Genomic DNA, 25,894 nt, shown 5'->3' with positions numbered 1-25,894 from the left:
GAAATACGTGAATCCATCCCGGAGAAATGTGGTTCGCTGTCGCCCCGACGACCGGCTCGGGCACAGCCCCCGCGAAAGGCACACGGAATTCTTCCCGTGTGCGCCGTCGTCGGCCCGTTCCGCCCACGGTGACCACGACCACGGTACTGGTGCTGGCCGTCGGCGCCCTCCTGCCCCTCAGGGCGGCGGCCGGACCCTGGTAGTCAGCCGAGCGTGATCCGCCGGAAGCGGGCCAGGGAGAGCGCCATGAACACGGCGACCACGGCCCCGGCGCAGCACAGCGCGTACGGCAACGCGTGCACGACGGGCCACGCCCCGCTCTCCGGCATGCCCACCGGTGGCGGGTTGCCGAAGAGCCCGCGCACCGCCGTCGCCGTGGCGGAGACCGGATTCCACTCGGCGACGCCGCGCAGGGGGCCGGGCATGGTGTGGGTCGAGACGAAGGCCGACGACACGAAGGTGACGGGGAAGAGCCAGATCAGGCCGGCGCTCTGGGCGACCTCCACGCTCCGGGCCAGCAGACCGATGGCCGCCCCGACCCAGGACATGGCGAACGCGAAGAGCGGCACGAGCAGATAGGCGAGGACCGCGTCGGCCACGGACCCGGTGATGCGCCAGCCCACCAGCAGACCGCACAGCGACGTCACGGTCAGGGTCACCGCGCTCATGACCAGATCCGACAGGGTGCGGCCGAGGAGCACGGCGAGCCGGGGCATGGGCAGGGCGCGGAAGCGGTCGACGATCCCCTTGTCCATGTCGTTGGCCAGCCCCAGGGCCGTGAACGCCGCGTTGAAGGTGACCGCCTGGGCGAAGATCCCTCCCATCAGGAAGGTGCGGTACCCGGCGCCGCCGAGGCTGCCCCCGAACACGTACGCCAGAAGCAGCACGAACATCACCGGCTGCACCAGGGCGGCGATCACCGAACCCGGTGTGCGGCGCAGGTTGAGCAGATTGCGCCAGGCGACGATGGTGGCGTCGCGGCCCAGCCGGCCGATCTCGGTCATCGCGCCACCTCCCCGCCGCCGGCCGCACCGACCGGCTGCGTGCTCTGCCCGCGCGCCGGATCGGGCTGCCCGGTCAGGCTCATGAACACGTCGTCCAGGGTCGGCGGGGCGAGCTCCACGTCCCGGACCCGGATCCCGTCCAGCCGCAGCCGTCCGAGCGCGTCCTCCAGGGTGAGGGCCCCGTGCTCGGTGGTGACCGTGAGCCGCCCCGTCCGCTGGTCGAGCACCGGGAGGTGCGGTCCCAGGCCCGCCAGGATCTCCACGGCCGTCGGCCCGAGACGCGGCTCGTGCACGGTCAGCGACAGCCGCTCGCCGCCGACCCGGCGCTTCAGCTCCGGGGCGGTGCCCCGGGCGACGACCCGGCCGTGCTCGATGACGACGATGGTGTCCGCCAGCTGGTCGGCTTCCTCCAGGTACTGCGTGGTCAGCAGGACCGTGGTGCCGCCCGCGACGAGTTCCTGGATCGAACGCCAGGTGTCGGCCCGGCCCCGTGGGTCAAGGCCGGTGGTCGGCTCGTCCAGGACGACGACGACCGGACGGGCGACGAGAGCGCCCGCCAGATCCAGGCGCCGGCGCATGCCACCCGAATAGGTGCCGCTCGGCCGGTCCGCGGCCTCTTCGAGGTGGAACTCTCCAGCAACTGCCCCGCTCTCCGCCGGGCGGCATGCCGGCCCATTCCGTAGAGACGGGCGACGAGATACAGATTCTCCCGGCCCGTCAGCTTCTCGTCGACCGCCGCGTACTGGCCGGAGAGGCCCAGGTTCTTCCGGACGCTCTCGGGGTCCTTGCGGACGTCGTGCCCCGCCACCCAGGCCTCGCCGACGTCCGGCCGGAGCAGGGTGGAGAGGATCCGTACCGCCGTGGTCTTGCCCGCCCCGTTGGGCCCGAGCACACCCAGTACGGTGCCGGGTGCCGCTTCCAGGTCCACCCCGGCCAGCGCATGTCTGTCGCCGTACCTCTTGGTGAGCCCCTCGGCACGTATCGCCGGCTGGTTGCGCCGCTCCGTCATGGTTGCCTCTCGTCGTGCGGTCGCGTTGATCGGGCGGGTCAGGCCATGGCGACGCGGGCGCTCCTGGGCGTCAGATCCGTCCAGTGCACCTCGACGTAGTCCAGGCACGCGGCGTGGCCGGCGGGCCCGTACACGGGCCGCCACCCTGCCGGAATCTCGGCGAAGGAGGGCCACAGGGCGTGCTGGTCCTCGTCGTTGACCAGGACACGGTGCTGGGTCTTCGGGTCGTCGAAGGGGTTGGTCATCGGGTCTCTCCCTGAGTGGTGTCGTGGCCGGCGCCGAGTGCGGCGGCCAGCGTGGTCCCGATCCGCGCGCGGGCGTCGGGCCGCATCATCTGGGCGTGCGCGCACGCCACGTCGTGGTTCTCGACCGGGCCGCTGATGTACGGGGCCCAGAGGCCGAGTCCGAAGGTGCCGGCGGGGCGGCCCTCGGTGGCGGTGAAGAAGAGGGCCGGACCCTCGAAGCGCCGGGGTGTGTATGTGCGCATCAGCCGGGCCTGGCCGGCGAAGTTGTCCACCATCGCGTCGATGACGGCGGGCTCCAGCGAACCGAGCGGGCTCCCGCTGCGGCGGAACGCGTCCCGTACGGCGCCCGCCTCGACCGGGCCCTCCTGGCCGAGGTCCTCCTCGCCCACCCCCATGTTGGAGAGCAGCGCCCGGAACACCGTGTCCCGGTCCGCGTTGTCGAGGTCGTCCAGCGGAGCCAGCGGGAAGGCGTCCAGAATGGCGAGCAGCGCCACCTGCTCCCCGGCCTCCTGGAGCTGGACCGCGACCTCCTGCACCACGTTGCCGCCGAAGGACCAGCCCATCAGGTGGTACGGCCCGGCCGGCTGTACGGCGCGGAGCTCGCGCACGCAGACGGCGGCCATCTCCTCGATGCTCTCCGGGAACGGTTCGCCGCCGTCCAGATTCGGCGTCTGCAGCCCGTACACCGGCTGGCCGGGATCCAGATGGGGCAGCAGACCGGCGTAGGACCAGGCGAGCCCGCCCGCCGGGTGGACACAGACAGCGGGGGCCGGCTACCCGTGGTCCGCAGCGGGAGGAGCGTCGTCAGCGGGCTGTCCTGTGCGCCGTCGAGGAGCCGTTCCGCGAGCCGGGCCACCGTCGGCGCCTCGAACAGGGTGCGGATGCTGAGCTCGACGCCCAGCGCGGTCCTGATGCGTCCGGCCAGCCGGGTCGCGAGCAGCGAGTGACCGCCCAGCGCGAAGAAGTCGTCGTCGATCAGGACGCGTTCGACGCCGAGCACCTCGGCGAACAGCGTGCACAGGACGTCCTCGCGAGGGCTGCGGGGGTGCGACCCGCGGTGTCCGTCACAGCGAGGGGCACCGGGCGGGTCAGCGCGTTGCGGTCCAGCTTCCCGCTCGGGGTGAGCGGGAGGCGGTCCAGGGACTGCCAGCCGGACGGGACCATGTAACCGGGCAGCTGCCGGGCCGCGTACTCCCTGAGCGCCGCGAGGCGTTCGGGCTCCGCCGGGGCGCTCTCACCCTCCGGCGGGACGGACAGCACCACATGGGCGTCGAGCCGGGTCCCCGCCGTGCCGTCCCCGCGCGCGACCACGGCGGCGGCCACGACATCGGGATGCGTGGTCAGCACCGTCGCCGGCTCGTCGGGTTCTACCCGGAAGCCGCGCACCTTGATCTGTCCGTCACCGCGGCCGGTGAAGAGCAGCGAGCCGTCCTGCGCGCGCACCGCGCGGTCGCCCGTGCGGTACATCCGGCTGGACGCGGGGCCGTAGGGGTCGGGAACGAAGCCGCGGGCGGTCTCGGCCGGCCTGTTGTGGTAGCCGTGCGCCAGGCTCTCTCCCGAGAGGTACAGGTCCCCGGTCACGCCCGGCGGGACCGGGCGCAGCCGCTCGTCGAGCAGCGAGACCCGGGTGCCGGACATGGGCCCGCCGAGCACCGGGCGGACCGTGTCGGAGATCCGGGCGACCAGGGTGTCGACAGTGGCCTCCGTGGGACCGTAGAAATTCCAGCTCTGTACGTCCGGAATGCCGTGCAGCGCCGTCCACAGCGCGGCCGGGACCGCCTCGCCGCCGAGGATCAGGGCCGTCGGGCGATGGCCCCTTCCGGCCGAGAGCAGCCCCGCCTCCAGGAGATGGCCGACATGGGTCGGGGTCGACTCCAGGACGTCGAGTTCCCGGGAGCGCACGGCGTCCACCAGGGCCTCGGAGTCGCGTCGGGTGCCGTCGTCCAGCAGATGGAGCTCATGACCGTCGATCATCCACAGCAGGGGGTCGAGGGAGGCGTCGAAGGACAGCGCCGCGGTCAGCGCCACCCGCAGCCGTCGCCCTCCGCGCGCCCGGACGGCGGGTGCGAAGACCTGGTGCCGGTGATGGTCCAGCAGGCGTGCGAGCGAACCGTGTCCCACCCGTACTCCCTTGGGACGGCCGGTGGAACCCGAGGTGTGGATCAGGTACGCGGCGTCGCCCGGGGACGGGCGGACCGTGGGCGGGGGAGTGGCGGTGGCCGGTTCCGGTTCCCCGGCGCCGCCGAGCACCAGCCGACGCCACCGGCCGGCCGGCCGGTGCCCGGTCGCCCCGGCGACGACGACCAGCGCGGGCCGGGCGTTGTCCAGCACCGCTTCGATCCGGCCGTCCGGGAGGCTCGCGTCGAGCGGCGCGTAGACCGCGCCCGCCTTCAGCACACCGAGCAGCGCCGCGACGGAGTCGAGGGACCGGGGCAGCAGCACCGCGACGCACGCACCCGGCCGGACACCCTCGGCGCGCAGCAGGGCCGCGATGCGGTCGGAGCGGGCGTCGAGCCGTGCGAAGGTCGCCTCGCCGTCCGGGGCGACCACCGCGACGGCCTCGCCGTGTGCGGCGACCGTCTCGGCGAACCGGCACAGGACGGTTCCCGCCTCGGCCGCGCCGTCGCCGCCGTAGCCGAGGGCGAGCAGCCGGGACCGCTCCGGGCCGGCCAGCACCGGCAGATCGGCCAGCAATGTGTCCGGCGCCTCGACCGCGTGCGCCGTCAGGGTGAGGAACCACTCGGTGATCCGGCGAGCGGTGGCGGTGTCGAAGAGGTCCCGGCCGAACTCCAGCGTGCCGTCGAGGAAGGTGCCGCCGTCGGAGTCGCCGTCCTGCCGTTCCGTGAAGCTGAACGACAGGTCGAACTCGGCCGCCGCCGTATCGACCTCGTGGACGCGGCTACGCAGTCCGGCCAGCTCCGCGCGGGGCGGCAGGGTGTTGTTGAGGGTCAGCATCACCTGGAAGAGCGGATGGCGGCTCAGCGAACGCGCCGGCCGCACCTCCTCCACCAGCCGCTCGAACGGAAGGTGCTGGTGGGCGTAGGCGGCGAGATCGGTCTCCCGCACCCGGGCCAGCAGCTCGTCGAAGTCCGGGCCGCCGCTCATGTCGTCGCGCAGGGCCAGGGTGTTCACGAAGAACCCAACCAGCGGCTCCAGCGCCTCGTCGGTCCGGCCCGCCACGGGGGTACCGATGGTGATGTCGTCACCGGAGCCGGTCCGGTGCAGAACGGCGGCCAGCGCGGCGTGCAGCACCATGAAGGTGCTGGCGGCCGACTTCCTGGCCAGCCGCGTGATGCCCGCCGTCGTCGCCGGGGGAACACGGAAGGCGACCGAACCGCCCCGGCCGCTCGGCACGACCGGCCTGGGGCGGTCGGCGGGCAGCGGTGTCTCCTCCGGCGCGCCCGCCATCTCCGCCTTCCAGTAGGCCAGTTGGCCAGACATCAGCGAGTCGGGGCTGTCGGTCTCCCCCAGCAGGCCGCGCTGCCACAGGGCGTAGTCCGGATACTGCACCGACAGCGGTGCCCGGCCGGGCGGCCGCCCGGCGGTCCGGGCCGCGTAGGCCTCGGCCAGGTCCCGCGCCAGCGGGCCCATCGACCATCCGTCGGCCGCGATGTGATGCACGACCAGGAGCAGCGTGTGGCGTTCCGCCGACGTGCGGAACAGCTCCGCGCGGAGCGGGATCTCACGGGCCAGGTCGAACGGACGCCCCGCCGCCTCGCGCAGTGCCGGTCCGGACCTCTCCTTCCGGCACCGTCCGGACCGGCATGGCGGGCCGTGCACGGTCGGGGGGAAGGACGGCCTGGAACGGCTCGCCGTCGTGGACGGCGATGAGGGTCCGCAGGCTCTCGTGCCGGGCCACCAGGTCCGCCACGGCCAGACGCAGCGCGGAACGGTCCAGCACGCCGTCCAGATCCACGGCGAAGGCGATGTGGTACGAGGCTCCCTCCGGATCCAGCTGGTGCAGGAACCACAGCCGCTGCTGGGCCGGGGACAGTGCGGGGCGAGCGGGACGCACCGTCGGACGCAGCGCGGGCCGGGCCCCGTCCGCCCCGTCCAGTCGTCTCGCGAGGGCCGCAGGGGTCGTGGACTCGAAGAGCGCGCGCAACGGGAGTTCGGCACCGAAGGCGGTCCGGATCCGGCCGACGAGGCGGGTGGCCAGCAGCGAGTGGCCGCCCAGTTCGAAGAAGTCCTCGTCCCTGCCGACGTGCTCGTGGCCCAGGCACTCGGCGAACAGCGCGCACAGGATCTCCTCCCGCGGCGATCGCGGCGACTGCGCTGTCGCCCCGTCAGCGTCCGCGTCCCGGCGGGGCGGGGCGTCCTCGCCCAGCGGGAGCGCCCGGAAGTCGACCTTGCCGTGCGGTGTCAGTGGCATCGAGCGGAGGAGCGTCACGGTGGCCGGCACCATGTACGCGGGCAGCCGTTCCGCCACGAAGGAACGCAGCTCGCGCGCGGAGGGACGGCTGCCGTTCCTCGGGACGACCCAGCAGGCGAGCCGCCCGCCGCCGTCCGCCCCCGCGACCGCGGCGACCGCGCACCGGTCCACATCCGGATGGCCGGCGAGCACGCTCTCGACCTCGCCGGTCTCCACCCGGAAACCCCGGACCTTGACCTGGCCGTCGGCCCGTCCCACGAAGACCAGCAGCCCGTCCTGCCGGCATACGAGGTCGCCGGTGCGGTACATGCGGGCACCGGGAGCCCCGTACGGGTCGGGGACGAAGCGGGACGCGGTGGCGGCCGGGAGGTTCTCGTAGCCGCGGGCCAGCCCTGCCTCCGACACATAGAGCTCGCCGGTCGTGCCCGGGGCGGCCGGCCGCAGCCGGGCGTCCAGAACCCGGGCCCGGGTGCCCGCGACCGAACGGCCCAGATGCGGGCGGACGCCGGGGACAACCCGGCCCATCACGCTGTCGACGGTGGTCTCTATGGGCCCGTAGAGGTTCCACACGGTGACGTCGCGGAGCGCGGCGAGCTCCTCCCAGAGCTGGTCACCCAGGGCCTCGCCGCCCAGCGCCACCACCTTCGGGCGGCGCCTTTCGGCGGTGAACAGACCGTTCGCCGCGAGCTGTCCCAGGAAGGACGGGGTCGTCTCGATGACGTCGATCGCGCGGTCGTGGACCAGAGCGGCGAGAGCCTCGGGATCCCGCCGGGCGGCGTCGTCGACCAGGTGGAGTTCATGTCCGGCGATCATCCAGAGCAGCGGGTCCCAGGAGGCGTCGAAGGTCATGGCCGCCGTCAGCGCGACCCGCAGCGGACGGCCGTCGTTGAAGGCCTCCGCCGGTTCCATGAGCCGCTCCCGGTGGCTCGCGTACAGGGCGGCCAGGGCGCCGTGCTCCACCGTGACGCCCTTGGGCAGCCCGGTGGAGCCCGAGGTGTGCAGGAGGTACGCGGCGTCCGCCGACCGGGGCGCGGGCGGCAGCGGACCTGCGGCGGCGCCCCCGGGAACCGGCCCGTCCAGGAGCAGCCGGGGCGTCGTCGCGGGAAGGGAGCTCTCCGTGCCGGCCGTGGTCAGCAGGAGCCGGGGCGCGGCCGTGTCGAGGATCAGCTGGTTGCGGGCCGCCGGCTGGGCGGGGTCCAGCGGTACGTGGACGGCCCCGGCGCGCAGTACGGCCAGCAGCGCCACGATGTGCCCGGTGGTACGGGGCATGGCGACGGCCACCCGGTCGCCGTGGCCGGCCCCCGCCTGCCGGATGCGCCGGGCGAGGTCCTCGGTGCGGGCCAGCAGCTCACCGAAGGCCGGCCGGCCGTCGGGCGAGACCACGGCGGTACGGCCGGGCTGCAGGGCGGCGCGCGCGGCCAGGACGTCCAGCACCGTCCGGTCCGGGAGGCCGCTGTCGGAGGATCCCGGCGACGGGCGGGTGCCGGCTTGCCGCGACGGTTCGTCGAGGGCCTCGGCGCGCTCGGCCGGGGTGAGGAAGCAGACGTCGTCGGCGGGCCCGTCCGGACCGGCGAGCAAGCCGGTGAGCAGCCGGGAGAAGTGCTCGGCGAACCGTTTCGCCGTGGACGGGTCGAAGAGATCGTGACTGAACTCCAGCTCCCCCTCGATCCCGGTGGGCACCCCGCCCCGTCGAAGCGCTCGGCCAGGTCCCAGGTGAGATCGAACTTGGCGTCCGTGCCGCGCACCGAGGACTCGTGGCCGACCGTGAGGCCCGGCAGCTCCGGGCGGGGAACGGGGGTGTTGTTGAGGCTGAACATGACCTGGAAGAGCGGATGCCGGGAGGCGGAGCGCTCCGGGGCCAGTGCCTCCACGACGCGCTCGAAGGGCAGATCCTGATGCGCGTAGGCCGCGAGGTCGGTGTGCTTCACCCGCGCCACGAGCTCCCGGAAGCTCGGTGCTCCGGAGGTGTCGGCCCGCAGTACCAGGGTGTTGACGAAGAACCCGACCAGTTCGGAGAGGCTCTCGTCGGTGCGGCCCGCCACCGGGGTCCCGATCGCGATGTCGTCGCCCGCGCCCAGCCTGCTCATCAGGGCCGCGAGCGCGGCGTGCAGGACCATGAACCCGCTGGCCCCGCTCTCTGCGGCCAGATCGAGCAGCGCCCGGTGCGCGGCCGGGCCGACGACGACCGGGACACGCCCGCCACGGCCGGAGGACCTGGCCGGCCGCGCCCGGTCCGAGGGGAATCCGGACTGCTCGGCCAGGCCCTCCAGCGCAGTGGTCCAGTGCGCGAGCTGGCGTCCCGCCACGCTGTCCGGCTGCCCCGGGTCCCCGAGCAGCGACCGCTGCCACAGCGCGTAGTCGGCGTACTGCACCGGCAGCGGCTCCCACCGGGGCGCACTGCCAAGGGTGCGGGCGGCGTAGGCGGCGGAGAGGTCCCGCAGCAGCGGGCCGACCGACCAGCCGTCCGCGGCGATGTGGTGGAGCACCAGCAGCAGCACGTGCTCATCGGCGCCCGTCGGGAACAGCTCCGCGCGCAGCGGCGGTTCGCGGTCCAGCGCGAACGGGGCGGGGTCGGGCCGTACGTCGCGCACGGCGCAGGCCTCCCGCACGACCAGGAGCGAACCGGCCGCACCCGGTTCACGTACGTGCTGCCGGACCCCTTCGGAGTCCTCGGAGAAGACCGTTCGAAGGCTCTCGTGCCGTGTGACGACGTCATCGAGCGCCGCGCGGAGGGCGTCCCGGTCCAGCGCGCCGGACAGGCGCAGCGCCAGCGGCATGTGGTAGGCCGCTCCGGCGTCGCCCATCGCCTCCGTGATCCACAGGCACTGCTGCCCGAACGAGGCGGGCAGCCGCCGCGGGCGGGGAAGCACCGGGCCCACCGCGGGGCGCGCGGGCGGCGCGGTGTCCAGCAGCGCGACGAGCCCGGCCGGCGTGGGTGCCTCGAACAGGGCCCGGATCGGCAGCTCGACGCCGAACTCTGTCCGGATCAGGCCCACCAGACGGGTCGCCAGCAGCGAATGTCCGCCGAGCAGGAAGAAGCCGTCGTCCCGGCCCACCTCGGTCAGGCCGAGGCACTCGGCGAACGCGGCGCACATCCGCTCCTCCTGCGGTGTGCGCGGCGCGCCGCCCCGGACGGCCACCGGGCGGGCCCGGGGCAGCCGGCCGGGGTCCAGTTTGCCGTTGGGGGTGAGCGGCAGCCGTTCCACCGTCGCGTAGGCGGACGGCACCATGTGACCGGGAAGGACCAGGGCAAGGGCGTCCCGTACGGCTTCGAGGCCGAGGGCGGCACCCGCGTCGGTGGGCACCAGATAGGCGGCGAGGCGCTCCTCGCCACCCGGTACCGCGACCGGCGTCACCGCGGCCTCGCTCACCCCGGGCAGCCGGCGCAGGGCCGCCTCGATCTCGCCGGTCTCCACGCGGTGACCGCGGATCTTGATCTGGCCGTCGCCGCGGCCGAGGAACTCCAGCATCCCGTCGTCGCCCCACCGCGCGAGGTCCCCGGTGCGGTACATCCGGCCGCCGGACGGCCCGAACGGGTCCCGCATGAAGCGTTCCGCAGTGAGTCCTGGCCGTCCGGAGTAGCCGCGGGCCACGCCCTCCCCGGAGAGGTACAGCTCACCGCTGCCGCCGCGCGGTACCGGGTGGAGCGAGGGATCGAGCACATAGGCGCGGGCGCCGGTGACCGGCCGTCCGATGACCGGGTTCCGGCCGGCTATCCGGGTCGTGACCGCGTCGACCGTGGCCTCCGTCGGTCCGTAGAAGTTGAAGACGAGGAGATCGTCCCGCTCGGAGAGCTCCCTCCACAGGGCCTCGTCGACGGGTTCGCCGCCGAGAGCGATGACACGGGGCCGGTGGTCAGGGGCGGTGAGCAGGCCGGCGGTGAGCATCTGCCGCAGATAGGTGGGTGTCGTCTCGATGGCGTCGATCCGTTCCCGCACCAGGTGGTTCACCAGCGCCTGCGGATCGCGCCGGACGTCGTCGTCGATGATGTGCAGTTCGTGTCCCGCCGCCATCCACAGAACGGGGTCCCAGGACGCGTCGAAGGAGGTGGCCGCCGTCACAGTGACCCGCAGCCCCCGGTCGTAGGTCTCCTCCGCCAGGGCGTGGGACTCCTGCCGGTGGTGTTCGAGAAGATTGCTGAGCGAGCGGTGCTCGACGACGACGCCCTTGGGCCTTCCGGTGGAGCCGGAGGTGTAGATGACGTACGCGGCGTCCCTCGGCCCGGGGCCGACCGGTGTGCTCACATCGGGCTCCTGCCGGACGAGCTCCGGATCCACCAGCGGCAGGGCCCGTGCGGGATCGATGACGTGCGCGGACCCGGAGCGCGCGACCAGCGCGGCCGGGGCCGAGGCCTCGATCATGAGGGCGAGCCGCTCCGCCGGATACGAGGGGTCGAGCGGCAGGTACGCGGCTCCCGCGCGCATCACGGCCAGCATCGCCACGACGAGTTCGGTGGAACGGGGCAGGCCGACGGCGATCTTCGCGCCGGGCAGCGCCCCGGCGGCGGCCAGCACCGCGGCGAGGGCGTCGACCCGGCCGTTCAGCTCCGCGAACGTCAGCCGGGTGCTCCCCGAGACGACCGCGGTCGCGTGCGGGGTGGCCAGTGCCTGCCGGTCGAGCTGCTCGGGCAGGGTGACCGGCACACTGCCGGTGCTGTCGGGGGAGGCGCGGTGCGGCGCGGCCAGGCCCGGGACCAGCCGGCGTTCGGCCTCGCTGAGGAAGTCCAGCGAGCCGACCGTGCGGGACGGGTCGTCGGTGAACTGCTCGATCAGCCGGCACAGCCGGCGGTGGTGCCCGGCCAGCTCCTCGGCTGTGTAGCGGGCGGAGTTGCCGTGCAGGTCGATGTGGAGCCCGCCGTCCGCGTACGAGGCGTGCACGGCGACGGCGAAACCGTCCACCGGGCCGATGGACAGGTTGTGCAGCGTGGCCCGGTGCGGGCCGAAGCTGAGACTGTCGTCGAACGCCAGGATGTTGACCGTGGGGCCGCTCAACGGCACATCCGTACCGGTGAGTCCGAGATCGTTCCGGAGCTCCTCCGTCGCGTACCGCTGATGCCGCAGCACCTTGCGGGCCTCCGCCGACGCCCGCTTCGCCACGTCGGACACCCGGTCGGACGGGGCGAGCGCCAGACGCATCGGCAGGATGGAGCTGAGCATGCCCGGCGTGGCACGGGCCAGGGGGTGCCTCTATGTCCTTCGTCAAGGCGGCCCTGTCGGGTTTGGTGTGGTTCGGGGTGCTGGGGTTATGCGGCGAGCTCGACGTCCTTCGGTGTCCGGGATTCGTAGAAGGTGCCGTCGCGGAGCATGGCGAACAGGACGCTGATGCGTTGGCGGGCGAGGCGGAGGAGGGCTTGGGTGTGGGTTTTGCCGCGGGCTCGTTGTCTGTCGTAGTAGGTCCGGGAGGCCGGATCGGCGTTCATGCAGGCGAAGGCGGAGAGGAACATCGCGCGTTTGAGCTGCCGGTTGCCGCCTCGGGGTGCGTGTTCGCCGTGGATCGAGGTGCCCGACGACTTTGTCGTCGGTGCGAGGCCGGCGTAGGAGGCCAGGTGTGCGGCGGTGGGGAAGCTGGTGCCGTCGCCGACGGTGGTCAGCAGGACAGCGGCGGTCCTGACGCCGACGCCGGGCATCGAGGTCAGGACCTGGGAAAGAGGGTGGGCCTCCAGCAGGGCGTTGATCTGGGCTTCCATAGCCCGGCGTTGGGTGTGCACGGCGGTCAGGGAAGCGGCCAGGGAGGGGACGACGATGTCGAGGGTGCCGGTGCCCGGGACGACGACGGTCTGCTCGTCGAGCGCGTCGAAGACCTCATCGATCAGTCGAGCGGCCATGCGTGGGGCCTTCGGGCGGATCAGTTCCACGAGCCGGCTGCGGCCGGCCTTGCGCAGGGCGGCCGGGGAGCCGTAACGCTCCAGGAGCCAGGTGACGGCTTGGTGGTCCAGGCGCGGTCCCAGGACGCGTTCCAGGGAGGGGTGGAACTGGGTGAGCAGGCCGCGTATCCGGTTGCTGGTGCGGGTGGCCTCGGCGGCGAGGTCCTGGTCGAAGCCGGTCAGTACGGTCAGCTCGGCGGTGATCTCGTCGGTCAGTTCGAGCGAGCGCAGGGTGTGCGGCATGGTTCGTGCGGCGTCCGCGATGACGGCTGCGTCCTTGGCGTCGGTCTTGGCCTCTCCTGGGTAGAGGTCGGCGATGCGGCGCATGGCCAGGCCGGGCAGGTAGGCGACGCGGCAGCCTGCGTCGCGGGCGACGGCCAGGGGCAGGGCGCCGATGGAGGCGGGCTGGTCCACGATGACCAGGACGGTGCCGAACTTCGCGGTCAGCTTGTCGAACACGGCCCGCAGCTTGGGTTCGCTGTTGGGCAGCGGCTTGTCGAAAACCTTCTTCCCGGTCGGGGTGAGTCCGTGTCCGTGGTGGGCGGACTTGCCGACGTCCAGGCCGAGGAACACGCCCACGTCTTCGATCTCGAACATCGCGCCCTTCCAGGGGTTTTGACGGTGCTGGCCTCGGCTCGGGTGTCGTGCTCGCGCATCCACGTTATGCAGACCTGCCGCCCGCGAACTGTCCGGCGTTGCGCCGGACCGGACGGTGGCCGGACCTCTGATCAGCGTCTCCGACGAACACCCCCGGGCCCGGTGACACCACCCCCCAGGTCATCTCGGACAGGGGGACCAAGTCATGCCGGGCCCGGAGGCCAGCGGCCCCATTGCAGGACCGCGAAAAACATAACGGGGGCGCCGCGCCGTGACCGGCAGGCCCAGGACGGCCTCGCCGACTCCTCGGCTCCGGTGCGTGTAGACGGCCAGCGCGGTCATGAAGAACGTCGGCCAGCCCACCCCCGACTCCCTGGCCGCTGCGCGCAGCCGGTCCGCCCGGCCGGGCGGCACCTCGGCGCGAACCCGCAGTGACCCGCGTCCGGACGGGCGGGAACGGGGGAGCCCGACAGATAGCGCGTCCAGAACTCGCGGTCTTCGGAGTGCCACCCGGACGCCCGGTAGGCGCGTTCCTCGTCGATGAGCGGCGCGAGCGCACCGCCGGTCAGCGGTGGTTCCGCCCCGGACGGGGTGAGCGCGGCGGTGTAGGCGTCGGCGATCCGGGCGAGCGCCAGGGCGGCGCCGTAGCCGTCGAGCGCGAGGTGGTGCACCTGCTGGTGGAAGAGATGCCGCGTCTGCGTGAGGCGGTAGAGGGTCAGACGCACCAGCGGGCCGGTGGCGATGTCAGCGGGCTGCCGCAGCGCCGTCTCCATCCGCCGCAACGCCTCGCCGTGGGGGTCCTGATGGCCCGAGAGGTCGACCAGCGGGACGTCGAGCGGAGACCGGTCCGTGGCGCCGGTCCGGTGCACCCGTCGTACGGGAACGCCGTCACGCTCGATAAAGGTCACCCGCAGCGCTTCGGTGCCGTCCACCACACGGCCGACCACGGTCCGCAGGACGGCTGGGTCCAGCGGTCCCCGCACATCGGCGTACTCGGCCACGTTGTACGCCGCGCTGTCCGCGCCGATGCGCTGCGCGAACCAGATGCCACGCTGGGCCGAGGTCAGCGGAACATCATCATGCGAAGTCGTTGTGTGCGGTGCGTCGGTCACGCGTTCTCACCTCTGTGGAAGGCCTGCGGTGCGGGGACGGCCCGTGGCGGAGCGCCGGGGCAGGGCGGAATGAGTACGGGCCGGGGCGCGTTCACGCATCGCTGCTGTGAACCACACCTCTGACGCACCAGCACGGCCCCGCACACCTCCGGAAATGCCACCGTCGCCCCAATTGGGCTGTCACATCAGTCGTTCGGAGTCACAGAGGTGTTGGATTGGTGGTGTGACGCGGGACATAGCGTGGTGGGGGAGGGGTTTGCGCTTCACGAGTGCGTATCAGTCGGATGAGTAATCAATGCGAGCCGTCGGGCAAGCCGGGGGCCCGTCGGCCTCGCATCGTCCATGTCGGATGTCGAGTACTCACGAGATCTCTGGAGCGTCCATGAACATCCCCTCAGCAGTCCCGCGTTGGTGTGCGGCCCTGGCAGCCGCGGGAGTACTGGTGATCACGTCGGCGGCCGGTGCGGGAGCGGCCGGGCGGACGGCCCCGGCCGGCGGCTCCATACGGGCGGCGCAGCCGGCGGCCTGGGCCGTGCCCGCCTACCACGGCGTACAGGGCTTCAACCTGTGCCTGCTGGCTCTCTGCACCGTGCGCCCCTGACCCGGGCCACCGGGTCCTCACGCCCCGCCCGGCATGACCCGGACGAGGACTTCAGGCGTGTGTCAGGGGCGGGCCGGCTGGAGCCCCGCGTACACCCCGCCGCTGTCCAGCAGTTCGTTGTGCGAACCGACCTCCGCGATCCGGCCGCCCTCCATCGCCACGATGCGGTCCGCGTTCCGGATCGTCGAGAGGCGGTGGGCGACGACGAAGACGGTCCGCCCGTGCACCAGACGGGAGAGCGCCTCCTGGACGAGGGCCTCCGAGCGGTTGTCGAGCGCGGAGGTCGCCTCGTCGAGCACCAGCACCCGGGGGTCGCGGATCAGCGCCCTGGTGATCGCGAGCCGCTGCCGCTGACCGCCCGAGAGCCGTGCGCCCCGCTGGCCGACGACCGTGTCCAGGCCGAGCGGCAGCTCCCGTACGAACTCCAGGGCGTTGGCGTCCGCCAGGGCGCGGGTCAGGGTGGCCTCGTCCGAGTCGCCCATCCCGTACGTCACGTTGTCGCGGATGCTGCCCTCGAACAGGATCGACTCCTGCGGCACCACCGAGAGGAAACGCCGGTAGCTGCGCAGGTCGAGCCCGGCCATGTCGACGCCGTCGAGCAGGATGCGGCCGGAGGTGGGCCGGAGAAGCCGATGAGCAGGTTGAGTACGGTCGACTTCCCCGCGCCCGAGGCGCCCACCAGCGCGATCGTCTCGCCCGGCCGCGCCGAGAGGGTGAATCCGGCGACCGCCGGGTCCGCTTCGTCGTAGGCGAATCCGACGTTCTCGAAGTCGATATGGCCGGTGACCCGCTCCACCTGCGCCTTGCCCGCGTTCTGTTCCAGGTCCGGGGCCTGGAGCACCTCGCCGGCCGAACGCACCGACTCCAGGCCCTTGGTGAGCACCGGAGCCAGACCGAGCAGCGTGGTCACGGAACCGGTCAGCACGGTGAAGAAGGAGCTGAGCATCACCACGTCGCCCGCGATGACCGGCATCCACCCGTGATAGGCGACCAGGGCGGAGCCCGTCAGGCACAGCACCCCGAGCGTGTTGAGGATGACCCAGGCCGGCGAGCCGAACCGGCCGTTGACCGTGTCCAGGCGAAGCCCGGCCGCGAACACCTGGCGGAGCGAACCGTCGACCCGGCCCAGCGCGGTCCGCTCCAGTCCGTGGGCGCGGGTGATGGGGATCAGCGTGGTCATCTCGCCCACCCGGGAGGAGAGCTGCTCGACCTCCCGGCGGAAGGACTCGTCGTGGCTGCGCAGCCGCGCGCGCAGCTTCATCACCAGGAACCCGGCGGCCGGCACCACCATGAGGAAGACGGGCAGGAACGCCGGTACGCGCACACCGATGACGACGAGGCCGCCGATCAGGGTCACCACGGCGCGAGACCCATGTCCGCGCTCTGCTGCATCATCTGTTCCACGGACGCCACGTCGAGGACGGTCGCGGTGATCAGTGGAAGCAGCCAGATCGGGCTGTGCTTCACGACGAAGACGAGCACCGCGAGTGCCAGCCGGCCGCGGTCGGGGCGGAACAGATGACCGAGGGTGCGTACCGGGTTCTCACCGCAGTAGCGGTGGTCCAGGTGGTCGAAGGGGGCCAGGGATTCGGCGGAGACGGGCGCAAGCGCTTTCGGCATGGAGTCCATCCCACCGTGCTCACGCCGTGCGCGGCAACTCCGTTCCACGGACAGGACAGGGGCCGCCGCGCACGCGGCCGGTCTGCCGGGTACCGGCCCCGGCCGGCTCTACGGGACGCGGAGTTCGCGCGGTGAGGGTTCCGGCTCGGGGGCCGGGGCGGGGGTGTCGCGGCCGGTCCGCCCCAGCGAGGCGATTGCGCTGGTGATCAGGCCCGCCAGCAGCCCCCAGAAGGCCGAGCCGATGCCCAGGAGCGTCACCCCGGAGGCCGTGGCGAGGAAGGTCACGATCGCCGCCTCCCTGGACGACTTGTCGGCCAGGGCCGTAAACAGGGAGGACTCGATGGTGGCGAGCAGGCCGATTCCGGCGATCGCCAGGACCAGCGCGTGCGGCATCGCGGTCAGGAGCGAGGCGACGGTCGCGCCGAGCAGTCCCACGCAGAGGTAGAAGACCCCCGCCCAGACCGCTGCGAGGTAGCGCTTGTCGCGGTCCGGGTGGGCCTCCTCGCCCGTGCAGATGGCGGCCGTGATGGCGGCGAGGTTGAGGCCGAACGCGCCGAACGGTGCCAGTACGGCGTTGGCCGCCCCGGTCCACGTCATCAGCGGGGACACCGGTACGTCGTAGCCGGCGCCCCGGATCACCGCCACCCCGGGAAGGTTCTGGGACGCCATCGTGACCACGAACAGCGGGGCGCCGACGCTGACGAGCACCTTCCAGTCGAACTCCGGGGTGACGAACACCGGGGTGGCCAGGGCGAACCGGACCTTGTCCGGCTGCCAGCCGCCGGTGAACAGGGTGGCCACCACCCCGGCGCCGAGTGCCAGCAGCACCGCGTACCGGGGGAGCAGGCGCCGCCCCAGCAGATAGAGCACGAACATCGGGAAGGCGACCGCGAAACTGCCGTGCATCGTGCTGAACAGGCCGGTGCCGAACCGCAGCAGGACCCCCGCCAGCAGTGCGGCCGCCAGCGGTACCGGGATGCGGCCCATGAGGCGGCTGAACCAGCCGGTCACCCCGCTCAGCAGGATGAGCACCCCGGAGAAGACGAACGCGCCGACCGCCTGGGGCATGGAGACACCACTGAGGCCGGTCGCGAGGAGCGCCGCACCGGGCGTCGACCACGCGGTGACGACGGGGGCCCGGTAGCGCAGCGACAGGCCGACGCAGGTGCAGGCCAGGCCGACGCCGAGCGCGAGCATCCAGGAGGAGATCTCGCGCGAGTCCGCCCCGGCGGCCTTCGCCGCGGTGAAGACCAGGGCCGCGGAGCTGGTGACCCCGACCATGACGGCGATCAGTCCGGCGGCCACGGCCGAGGGCGGCGCGGCCGAGCGAATGCGGGCGATCACGAACATGAGTGAGCCACTTCCCCTGTGCGGTGCGGGACGCCGTTGACCAGCGACGGGACCGGCGTGCCGCGAGCGTGTTCCGTATACGGAACGTTCTGTTTATGGAACAGTAGAGAGGCGGGCTGACACCCGTCAACCGGGAATGGAGGTGGGTGGACGCCGATGGGGCTGAACGAGGACGTGGGGCGCCGGCTGCGGGCGCTCCGGCACCAACAGGAACTGTCCCTCTCGGAGTTGTCCCGGCGCTCGCGGGTCGGAAAGGGCACGCTCTCCGAGCTGGAGAGCGGCCGGCGCAACCCCACCCTGGAGACCCTGTACGCACTCGCCATCGCGCTAGGCCGGCCGCTCAGCGCGCTGCTCAGCGATCCGCCGCCGAAAGGCAGCCCCGGTCGCCCCGGTCCGGAACCGGGCGCCGGAGCGGTGTTCGGTGGCGGCCCCGACGGCAGCCTCCCCGGGGTCTCCGGCAGCGCCGTCACCGCGGTTCTGCTGGAGCGGCACGAGGACGCGTCAGCCGTCACCGATGTCTTCCGGGTGATCATCCGGGCGGGCGCGACCCAGGAGTCGGAGGCGCACGTCCCCGGCACGGGGGAGAGCCTGATGGTGCTGACGGGCACCGCGGTCGTCGGCCCGCCGCACGATACCCGGACGGTCGGCCCCGGTGCGTCCGCGCGGTGGCGGGCCGACATCCCCCACATCTACCGCGCACCGGAGGCCGACGTGCACGGCATCCTCTTCGTGCGCTACCCGACGGCGGCCCGCTCCGGCTGAAGCCGGATGCCGCAGCCCTGCCAGCGCTCGCGCAGCCAGCGGTCATGACTGGCCAGCACGACGGCGCCGGGGCCCGTGCCCAACGCCTCCTCCAACTCGTCGCAGAGCAGCGGGGACAGATGGTTGGTGGGCTCGTCGAGCAGCAGGAGCTGCGGAGGCCGGGCCGTCAGCAGGGCCAGCGCGAGCCTGCGGCGCTGGCCGGCCGACAGCCGCCCCACCTGCTTGTCCAGATCCGCCTCGTGCATCAGGCCGAGCGAGGTGAGCGGCACCTCCTCGGCCCGGTCCGCGCCCAGGGCGCGTTCGTACGTGTCACGGACGGTACGGTCCGGCCGGGCGAACCGGGTGTCCTGTGCGAGCAGTCCGACCGTCAGCCCCGGCCGCCTGCTCACCTGGCCCTGCGGGGTCAGGCGCCCCGCGAGCACGGCGAGTAGCGTCGACTTCCCCGCCCCGTTGCCGCCCGTGACCAGCAGCCGTTCGGTCGCCGCCACATCGAGCCGGTCGACCGCCAGGCGCCCCGGCACCCGCACCCCGCGCAGGGACACGAGAGTGCCCTCCGCCGACGCGTCCGCGAGCCCCGAGTGCCGGAACCGCAAAGGCTGCGGAGGCTCTCCGGCCCGACGGCGCTCCAGCTCCGCCAGTCGCCGCGAGGCGTTGCGGACCCGGCGCGCGATCTGGCTCTGCACCCGGCCCGCCCGCAGGCCGTACCCCATCTTCTCGCTGTCCCTCGGACCCCGGTCCGGTGCGACCTGCCGCGCCGTCACGTCCGCCGAGCGGCGCAGCGCCTCGATCTCCTGCTGCTCCTCTGCGTGACGCCGTTCCCAGCGCGCCCGCTCCGCCCGCTTCACGGCAAGGTAGGCGCTGTAGCCCCCGCCGTACCGCACGGGACCGTCGACGGCCGGATCCAGATCGATCAGATCCGTGCAGACCGCGTCCAGGAACGCCCGGTCGTGACTGGCGATCACGACGGGCCCCGGCATCCCGCGCAGCTGCTCCTCCACGAAGGCGGCGGCCTCGTCGTCTAGGTGGTTGGTCGGCTCGTCCAGGAGCAGCAGTTGCGGGGCCGGCTCGCCGCACAGGACACAGGCGAGGGTGGCCCGCAGGCGCTCGCCACCGGACAGTGCCCTGACGGGCAGGTGGGCGCTGTCGCCCCGGAACAGGAAGCGTGCGAGCAGGTTCATCCGTTCCGCCTCCGGCCGGTGCGGGGCGGACGCGGCGAAGTTCTCCGCCACCGAGCGGTCGAGGTCGAGCAGGTCGAGCCGCTGCGACAGATAGGCGATCCGTCCTTCGGACCTCCTGATCTCGCCTGCCTCCGGCTGGAGTTCGCCGTTGATCAGACGCAACACGGTGCTTTCTCCGGCACCGTTGGGGCCGGTGAGCGCGATGCGCTCCGGGCCTCGGATCGTCAGGTCGACACCCTCCCCGGTGAACTGCTCCCGTCCGCCGAGGCGCACCCGCACCCGCTCGGCGAGCAGGACGGTGCGTCCGGCGGGGACGACGGTGTCCGGCAGTTCGAGGGTGATGCGCTGCTCGTCGCGTACCGCGCGACCGGCTTCGTCCAGCCGCGCCCTGGCCTCGCCCACCCGGGCGGCATGGGTCTGCCCGGCCCGCGGACTCCTGGGCGCCACGCTTCATGTTCCCCGCGAAGATGCGCGGGAGGTCGGCGTTCTTGAGATTGCGGGCCGCGTTGCTCGCCCGGCGCTCGGCGCGCTCGCGGGCCTGCTGTATTTCCCGCTTCTCCCGCTTCAGTTCCTGCTCGGCGTTGCGCACGTTCTTCTCCGCCACCTCCTGCTCGGCCCGAACGGCTTCCTCGTAGGCGGTGAAGGTGCCCCCGTAGAGGCGCAGTTCGTCGCTGCCGAGTTCAGCGATGCGGTCCATGCGGCCGAGCAGCGCACGGTCGTGGCTGACGAGCGGCAGGGTGCCGCCCCACGCGTCGAGCGCGTCATAGAGCGAGTGCCGGGCTCCGAGGTCCAGATTGTTGGTCGGCTCGTCGAGCAGCAGTACATCGGGCCGCTTCAGCAACTGGGCCGCCAGGCCGAGGGAGACGACCTGCCCGCCGCTGAGCGTGCCGATGTTCCGGTCGAGCGCGATACCGGCCAGGCCGAGCCGGTCCAATTGGGCGCGGGTGCGCTCCTCGATGGCCCAGTCGTCACCGATCACCGCGAAGTGGTCCTCGCCCACATCGCCGGATTCGACGGCGTCGAGGGCACGGATCACGGCGTCGATCCCCAGGACCTCGGCCTCCGTCAGATCACCGGTCAGGGGCAGGCTCTGCGGAAGGTAGCCGAGGGCGCCGCCCACCGAGTGGAAGACGGGGGTGTCGTCGGGCCAGGAGAAGGAGAGACCCGAGCAGATGATGGAAGCGTCGGACATGCGGGAGACCTCGCGGCTGATTCCGGGACAGCACGGAGTGCGGCCCCGGGGCAGTGGACAGAGGGAACAACGACATGGCCACTTCGGCTGCGCTCCTGGGCGCCCGCCGGTGGCCGTCAGCTCCGGGTATCACCCGGAGATGTCGTCGTCACCCGCCATGTCTGATCTCCTCCGTACATGCTGAACAGCGTGATCACCCTAGCAGGCGGCCCGCCACCGGGCCTCCCGGGCAACGCCGCCCCGCACCGGGGCGGGCCCACGCGGGCGGCGAGTCCGGTACGCAGTCGGCTCACGGCCGTGGGCGCACGCCACGGAATGCCCTCGAACCCCCGCTCAGCGGGGCTCAGTCGGGAAGCGAGAGGCCCATGGTGACGCGCATCGCCGTGGACAGCAGCCCGGCCCTGACCTGGGTGGTCCGGTACATCCGGTCCGACCGGAAGGAGATGCCGAGCGAACCGATCTGGTCACCGCTGTACACGGGCACGGCTATGCAGGTCGTACCCCGCGCGTACTCCTCCCGATCCATGACGACCGGCGGCGCCGGCGGCGAGTCGAGCTGCCGCAGCAACTCCTCCCTGCGCGTGATGGTGCGGGGCGTGAGGTCGGTCAGCGGGTGCCGGGAGAAGTACTCGGCGCGCGCCGCCCCGTCCAGTTCCCGCAGCACGCTCTTCCCGAGAGCCGTGGCGTGCCCGGCGTCCTGGAACCCGACCCACAGGTCCACACGCGGCGCGCGGGCGCTGTCGACGATCTCCATGACCCGGATCTCGCCCTCCTCGTACAACGTCAGGTAGACCGCGGCCGAGAGATCGTCCCGCAAGGTCTTCAGGACCGGCCGGATGCGGTTGGGCAGCCCGCGCCCGGCGCCCGGTGACAGGCGTTCCGCGGGGAGAGTGAACACGCCGTCGGCCGGCTCGGTCAGGTAGCCGTCCCGCGCGAGCACCCTCAGCAGCCGCTCGACGGTGGCCATCGGCAGACCCGCCTCCCGGGCCAGCTGCCGCACAGGGACATCCGACGAGTGCGCCCCTGCCGCCTCCATCACTCGCAGGGCGCGCTCGACATACGCGATGAGCTCGGGGCCGGCCTCGTCACCCATGCACATAAGCATGGACCCGGTGCCGGAAGGTGGCAATACGTCCTGCGCACAGCCCTGACCTGGGACGCGTGCGGGCGGGCGAAGGGCCGCGGCCGCGTCACGGACGGCCCCGCGGACCGGTCAGGAATGGAGAAGCGAGGTCACCGGGCCGCGGCTAGCGTGATGGCCAGACACCGAGCGCACGGACACCGCGCGCCGCCCGCGACCGCCGGGCCCGTACCCCGGCGCGAACGTCCGCACGGGGACGATGCGCCCCACGAACCACAGGAGCGACCATGACCGGCTCTGCCACTCAGGGAATCAAGACCGTTCTGCATCCCGTGTCCGACCTGGCAGCCGCCAAGGCGCTGTACACGGCCCTGCTGGGCGTGGCGCCGACGGCGGACGCGCCCTACTACGTCGGTTACGAGGCCGGGGGCCAGCACGTCGGGCTGGTACCGGACGGGGGAGGAGAGGGCATGGCCTCGCCCGTGAGCTACTGGGAGGTGCCCGACATCGAGGCGAAGCTGGCCGAGGTGACGGCCGCGGGCGCCACCGTGAAGGAGCCCGCGCACGATGTCGGCGGCGGCCGCCTGGTGGCCACCTTCACGGACCCCGACGGCAACGTCCTCGGGCTGCTCCAGGACAGCTGAGCCGCGATCACGTCATCATGGCCCGACCTACCGGCCGACAGACAGATGGAGAACCGACAACCATGGCCACCAGGAAGGGCGCGGCGTCGCCCGCGCCGCACGCTGCCGACGTCCACGATGTGATCCGCGTGCACGGCGCGCGCGTGAACAACCTCAAGGACGTCAGCATCGAGATCCCGAAGCGGCGGCTCACGGTCTTCACCGGGGTCTCCGGCTCGGGCAAGACCTCGCTGGTGTTCAACACGATCGCCGCGGAGTCGTAGCGGCTGATCAACGAGACGTACAGCGCCTTCGTCCAGGGCTTCATGCCGACGCAGGCGCGGCCGGAGGTCGACGTCCTGGACGGACTGACCACCGCGATCATCGTCGACCAGCGGAGACTGGGCGCCGATCCGCGTTCCACGGTCAGCACGGCCACCGACGCCAACGCGATGCTGCGGATCCTCTTCAGCCGCCTCGGGAAGCCGCACATCGGCCCGCCCGGCGCGTACGCCTTCAACGTTCCCTCGGTCCGGGCGAGCGGGGCCATCACCGTCGAGCGCGGCGCGAAGAAGGCGGTGAAGGCGACCTTCAACCGCACCGGCGGCATGTGCACGCGCTGCGAGGGCCGGGGCAGCGTCTCCGACATCGGCCTCACCCAGCTCTACGGCGACTCCAAATCGCTCTCCGAGGGCGCCTTCACCATCCCCGGCTGGAAGTCCGACAGCTTCTGGACCGTCCGGGTCTACGCGGAATCGGGCCTGCTGGACCCCGACAAGCCGATCCGTGAGTTCACCAAGAAGGAGATGCGGGACTTCCTCTACCGGGGGCCGGTCAAGGTCAAGGTCGAGGGCGTCAACCTCACCTACGAAGCCCTGATCCCCAAGATCCAGAAGTCGTTCCTGTCCAAGGACAAGGAAGCGCTGCAACCCCACATCCGGGCGTTCGTGGAGCGCGCGGTCACCTTCACCACCTGCCCCGAGTGCGACGGCACCCGGCTCAGCGAGGGCGCCCGGTCCTCGAAGATCAAGCGGATCAACATCGCCGACGCCTGCGCGATGCAGACCAGCGATCTCGCCGCCTGGGTCCGCGACCTCGACGAGCCCTCCGTCGCACCGCTGCTCACCGCGCTGCGGCAGACCCTCGACTCGTTCGTATAGATCGGCCTCGGCTACCTCGCGCTCGACCGGCCGACGGGCACGCTGTCGGGCGGCGAGGCACAGCGCGTCAAGATGATCCGCCACCTCGGCTCCACCCCCCACCGACGTCACCTACGTCTTCGACGAGCCCACCGCCGGCCTGCACCCCCCATGACATCCAGCGGATGAACAGGCTGCTGCTGTGCCTGCGCGACAAGGGCAACACGGTGCTCGTCGTGGAGCACAAGCCGGAGACGATCGCCATCGCGGACCATGTCGTCGACCTCGGCCCCGGCGCGGGTACGGCGGGCGGAACCGTCTGCTTCGAAGGCACCGTCGAGGGGCTGCGGGCCGGGGACACCGTCACCGGCCGTCACTTCGACGACCGGGCCACCCTCAAGGACACCCGGCGCAAGCCCACCGGCGCCCTGGAGGTCCGGGGCGCGGACACGAACAACCTGCGCGACGTCGACATCCCGCTCGGCGTCCTCACCGTGGTCACCGGCGTCGCCGGCTCCGGCAAGAGCTCACTGATCCACGGCTCGGTCTCCGGGCTCGACGGGGTGGTGTCGATCGACCAGGGCGCGATCCGCGGCTCGCGACGGAGCAACCCCGCGACGTACACCGGGCTGCTCGACCCGATCCGCAAGGCGTTCGCCAAGGCCAACGACGTGAAGCCGGCCCTGTTCAGCGCCAACTCCGAGGGCGCCTGCCCCGGCTGCAACGGCGTCGGGGTCGTCTACACCGACCTCGCGATGATGGCGGGCGTCGCCACCGTCTGCGAGGAGTGCGAGGGGAAGCGGTTCCTGGCCTCGGTGCTCGAATACCGTCTCGGCGGCCGTGACATCAGCGAGGTGCTGGCGATGTCGGTGACCGAGGCCGAGGAGTTCTTCGGCAGCGGCGAGGCACACACCCCGGCCGCCCACCGCATCCTCGACAGACTGGCCGACGTCGGGCTCGGCTACCTCAGCCTGGGCCAGCCGCTCACCACCCTGTCCGGCGGTGAGCTACAACGGCTCAAGCTGGCCACGCACATGGGCGAGAAGGGCGGGATCTACGTCCTCGACGAACCGACCACCGGCCTGCACCTCGCAGACGTCGAGCAGCTGCTCGGCCTGCTCGACCGGCTGGTGGACTCCGGGAAGTCCGTCATCGTGATCGAGCACCACCAGGCGGTCATGGCGCACGCCGACTGGATCATCGACCTGGGCCCCGGCGCCGGTCACGACGGCGGCAGGCTCGTCTTCGAGGGCACCCCCGACGACCTGGTCGCGGACCGCTCCACCCTCACCGGCGAGCACCTCGCGGCCTACGTGAGAGCCTGAGGCAGCGGGTCGACGACGGCCATCCCGCCCGGCAGGTCCGGAATTCCCGGAGCCCCCGGCACCTCCGGTGTCTCCGGGAAGGCGGGGTGGCCGCAGAGGCGGCGTACGTACTCCTTGAGCCGGGGGCGGTCGCCCAGGGCGCCGACCGGGCCGAGATGGACGAGCGCCACCCACAGGTCGACATCCCCGGCCGTCAGCTCCTCGCCCAGCGCGTAGGGCCGCCGGGCGAGGGACCCGTCCAGCAGATCCAGGGCCGCCGACCGCGCGGAAGACCCCGCGTGCGGGGTGACGTCCCGGTTCAGCAGCTCGCGTAGGGCCTCGATGCCCTCGGCGAGCTCCGGAGGGCGCAGCGCCGAGGGGCAGGCCTCGTCATGGCCGGAGAGCAGCCCCGCGAGATCGCGGAGTATGTCGGGCGTGTGGTTGCTGACGATGCGCCCGCTCCACCGGTCGCACAGCGCGGGCGCCGTCAGCGGCCCGTCGTAATGGTGCAGCGTGGCCTCGTACGCGCCGCGCAGCGAGGCATACGCCTTGGGTGTCACGGTTGGGTGCCCCAGGAACGTGGTAGCGACCGAGTCCCGGAGACCGAGCAGGCCGAGGGTGATCGAGATACGCAGCGAGCGCGGACAACCCGCCGACAGGAACAGCTCGTAGCGGTGCGGAGCGGGATAGAAGCCGCCGGCCAGACCGACCCCGATACGGCTGTGGATACGGGAGGACGGCACGGCGATGGTGGGACGGGGATGCGTGGCGCACGGACTCGGGCCGGATGAGATCGAGCCGCACGTGATGGAGTTGCCTGTGCTGGAACTGCGCGAAGCTGT

14 protein-coding genes and 6 pseudogenes are annotated in these 25,894 nt (G+C 72.4%); 4 read left to right on the top strand and 16 right to left on the bottom strand.

The genetic code is table 11. From position 1 onward, the window contains the following. Positions 1-203: 203 nt before the first annotated feature. From RLT59_RS01195 to RLT59_RS01150, 10 genes and pseudogenes are all read right to left on the bottom strand, one after another. Positions 204-1,004 (bottom strand): ABC transporter permease, encoded by an 801-nt coding sequence (locus tag RLT59_RS01195; protein ID WP_311301610.1) that lies wholly within the window; start codon positions 1,002-1,004, stop codon positions 204-206. Then, positions 1,001-2,013: pseudogene (locus tag RLT59_RS01190) on the bottom strand (ATP-binding cassette domain-containing protein). Before RLT59_RS01190 ends, RLT59_RS01195 begins: the two are co-directional and overlap by 4 nt. Positions 2,014-2,051: 38 nt before the next feature. Then, positions 2,052-2,258, bottom strand: coding sequence for an MbtH family protein (locus RLT59_RS01185; protein WP_311301609.1), 207 nt, complete (start codon positions 2,256-2,258; stop codon positions 2,052-2,054). Then, a complete protein-coding gene (locus RLT59_RS01180; protein WP_311307577.1) occupies positions 2,255-2,962 on the bottom strand; it encodes a thioesterase domain-containing protein in 708 nt (235 codons plus the stop codon). The genes RLT59_RS01185 and RLT59_RS01180 overlap by 4 nt, the downstream gene beginning before the upstream one ends. 188 nt (positions 2,963-3,150) lie before the next feature. Beyond that, a pseudogene (locus RLT59_RS01175) lies at positions 3,151-3,258 on the bottom strand (phosphopantetheine-binding protein); the annotation flags it as partial. Beyond that, positions 3,234-6,038 (bottom strand): non-ribosomal peptide synthetase, encoded by a 2,805-nt coding sequence (locus tag RLT59_RS01170; RefSeq protein WP_311301608.1) that lies wholly within the window; start codon positions 6,036-6,038, stop codon positions 3,234-3,236. The gene RLT59_RS01170 and the pseudogene RLT59_RS01175, both read right to left, overlap by 25 nt. Then, a complete protein-coding gene (locus tag RLT59_RS01165) occupies positions 5,941-8,013 on the bottom strand; it encodes a non-ribosomal peptide synthetase (protein WP_311301607.1) in 2,073 nt (690 codons plus the stop codon). The genes RLT59_RS01170 and RLT59_RS01165 overlap by 98 nt, the downstream gene beginning before the upstream one ends. 464 nt (positions 8,014-8,477) lie before the next feature. Continuing rightward, positions 8,478-11,765 (bottom strand): annotated as a pseudogene (locus RLT59_RS01160) (amino acid adenylation domain-containing protein); the annotation flags it as partial. Between the two features lie 107 nt (positions 11,766-11,872). Further along, complete coding sequence (locus RLT59_RS01155; RefSeq protein ID WP_311301606.1) at positions 11,873-13,090, bottom strand: IS110 family RNA-guided transposase; 1,218 nt, start codon at positions 13,088-13,090, stop codon at positions 11,873-11,875. Between the two features lie 338 nt (positions 13,091-13,428). Beyond that, complete coding sequence (locus RLT59_RS01150; RefSeq protein WP_311301605.1) at positions 13,429-14,202, bottom strand: condensation domain-containing protein; 774 nt, start codon at positions 14,200-14,202, stop codon at positions 13,429-13,431. Positions 14,203-14,584: 382 nt separating this feature from the next. Here RLT59_RS01150 and RLT59_RS01145 point away from each other — a divergent pair, with 382 nt between their 5' ends. Continuing rightward, positions 14,585-14,803: a hypothetical protein gene (locus RLT59_RS01145; protein ID WP_311301604.1), complete on the top strand. Its 219-nt coding sequence runs from the start codon at positions 14,585-14,587 to the stop codon at positions 14,801-14,803. Between the two features lie 62 nt (positions 14,804-14,865). On the opposite strand, the pseudogene RLT59_RS01140 reads toward RLT59_RS01145, so the two are convergent. Together RLT59_RS01140 and RLT59_RS01135 are read right to left on the bottom strand one after the other, a co-directional pair. Beyond that, a pseudogene (locus RLT59_RS01140) lies at positions 14,866-16,423 on the bottom strand (ABC transporter ATP-binding protein). Between the two features lie 108 nt (positions 16,424-16,531). After that, a complete protein-coding gene (locus tag RLT59_RS01135) occupies positions 16,532-17,773 on the bottom strand; it encodes a benzoate/H(+) symporter BenE family transporter (protein WP_311301603.1) in 1,242 nt (413 codons plus the stop codon). A gap of 156 nt (positions 17,774-17,929) precedes the next feature. Here RLT59_RS01135 and RLT59_RS01130 point away from each other — a divergent pair, with 156 nt between their 5' ends. Then, on the top strand, positions 17,930-18,535 hold the full coding sequence (locus tag RLT59_RS01130; RefSeq protein ID WP_311301602.1) for a helix-turn-helix domain-containing protein: 606 nt from the start codon (positions 17,930-17,932) through the stop codon (positions 18,533-18,535). Here RLT59_RS01130 and RLT59_RS01125 read toward each other — a convergent pair. From RLT59_RS01125 to RLT59_RS01115, 3 genes and pseudogenes are all read right to left on the bottom strand, one after another. Continuing rightward, the gene (locus tag RLT59_RS01125) at positions 18,508-20,043 is read right to left on the bottom strand and encodes an ATP-binding cassette domain-containing protein (protein WP_399126805.1); all 1,536 of its coding nucleotides are present in this window, start codon (positions 20,041-20,043) and stop codon (positions 18,508-18,510) included. The two genes, RLT59_RS01130 and RLT59_RS01125, sit on opposite strands and share 28 nt — an antisense overlap. A gap of 526 nt (positions 20,044-20,569) precedes the next feature. After that, positions 20,570-20,905 (bottom strand): annotated as a pseudogene (locus RLT59_RS01120) (ABC transporter ATP-binding protein); the annotation flags it as partial. Between the two features lie 343 nt (positions 20,906-21,248). After that, complete coding sequence (locus tag RLT59_RS01115; protein ID WP_311301600.1) at positions 21,249-21,998, bottom strand: IclR family transcriptional regulator; 750 nt, start codon at positions 21,996-21,998, stop codon at positions 21,249-21,251. Positions 21,999-22,273: 275 nt separating this feature from the next. Here RLT59_RS01115 and RLT59_RS01110 point away from each other — a divergent pair, with 275 nt between their 5' ends. Then, positions 22,274-22,630 (top strand): VOC family protein, encoded by a 357-nt coding sequence (locus RLT59_RS01110; protein ID WP_311301599.1) that lies wholly within the window; start codon positions 22,274-22,276, stop codon positions 22,628-22,630. Positions 22,631-22,692: 62 nt separating this feature from the next. After that, positions 22,693-25,073 (top strand): annotated as a pseudogene (locus RLT59_RS01105) (ATP-binding cassette domain-containing protein). Here RLT59_RS01105 and RLT59_RS01100 read toward each other — a convergent pair. Then, positions 25,058-25,795: a glutathione S-transferase C-terminal domain-containing protein gene (locus RLT59_RS01100; protein WP_311301598.1), complete on the bottom strand. Its 738-nt coding sequence runs from the start codon at positions 25,793-25,795 to the stop codon at positions 25,058-25,060. The pseudogene RLT59_RS01105 and the gene RLT59_RS01100 overlap by 16 nt on opposite strands. Positions 25,796-25,894: the final 99 nt, after the last annotated feature.

The sequence above is a fragment of the Streptomyces sp. ITFR-6 genome, assembly GCF_031844725.1.
GTDB lineage: Bacteria > Actinomycetota > Actinomycetes > Streptomycetales > Streptomycetaceae > Streptomyces.
The sequence above is the reverse complement of the archived record's forward strand: the minus strand, read 5'-3'. Positions and strand labels throughout refer to the sequence as shown.

Coding starts and splice junctions, on each gene's coding strand:
- RLT59_RS01195 (WP_311301610.1), bottom strand. CDS start 1,004: ATGACCGAGATCGGCCGGCTGGGCCGCGACGCCACCATCGTCGCCTGG.
- RLT59_RS01185 (WP_311301609.1), bottom strand. CDS start 2,258: ATGACCAACCCCTTCGACGACCCGAAGACCCAGCACCGTGTCCTGGTC.
- RLT59_RS01155 (WP_311301606.1), bottom strand. CDS start 13,090: ATGTTCGAGATCGAAGACGTGGGCGTGTTCCTCGGCCTGGACGTCGGC.
- RLT59_RS01145 (WP_311301604.1), top strand. CDS start 14,585: ATGAACATCCCCTCAGCAGTCCCGCGTTGGTGTGCGGCCCTGGCAGCC.
- RLT59_RS01135 (WP_311301603.1), bottom strand. CDS start 17,773: ATGTTCGTGATCGCCCGCATTCGCTCGGCCGCGCCGCCCTCGGCCGTG.
- RLT59_RS01130 (WP_311301602.1), top strand. CDS start 17,930: ATGGGGCTGAACGAGGACGTGGGGCGCCGGCTGCGGGCGCTCCGGCAC.
- RLT59_RS01115 (WP_311301600.1), bottom strand. CDS start 21,998: ATGGGTGACGAGGCCGGCCCCGAGCTCATCGCGTATGTCGAGCGCGCC.
- RLT59_RS01110 (WP_311301599.1), top strand. CDS start 22,274: ATGACCGGCTCTGCCACTCAGGGAATCAAGACCGTTCTGCATCCCGTG.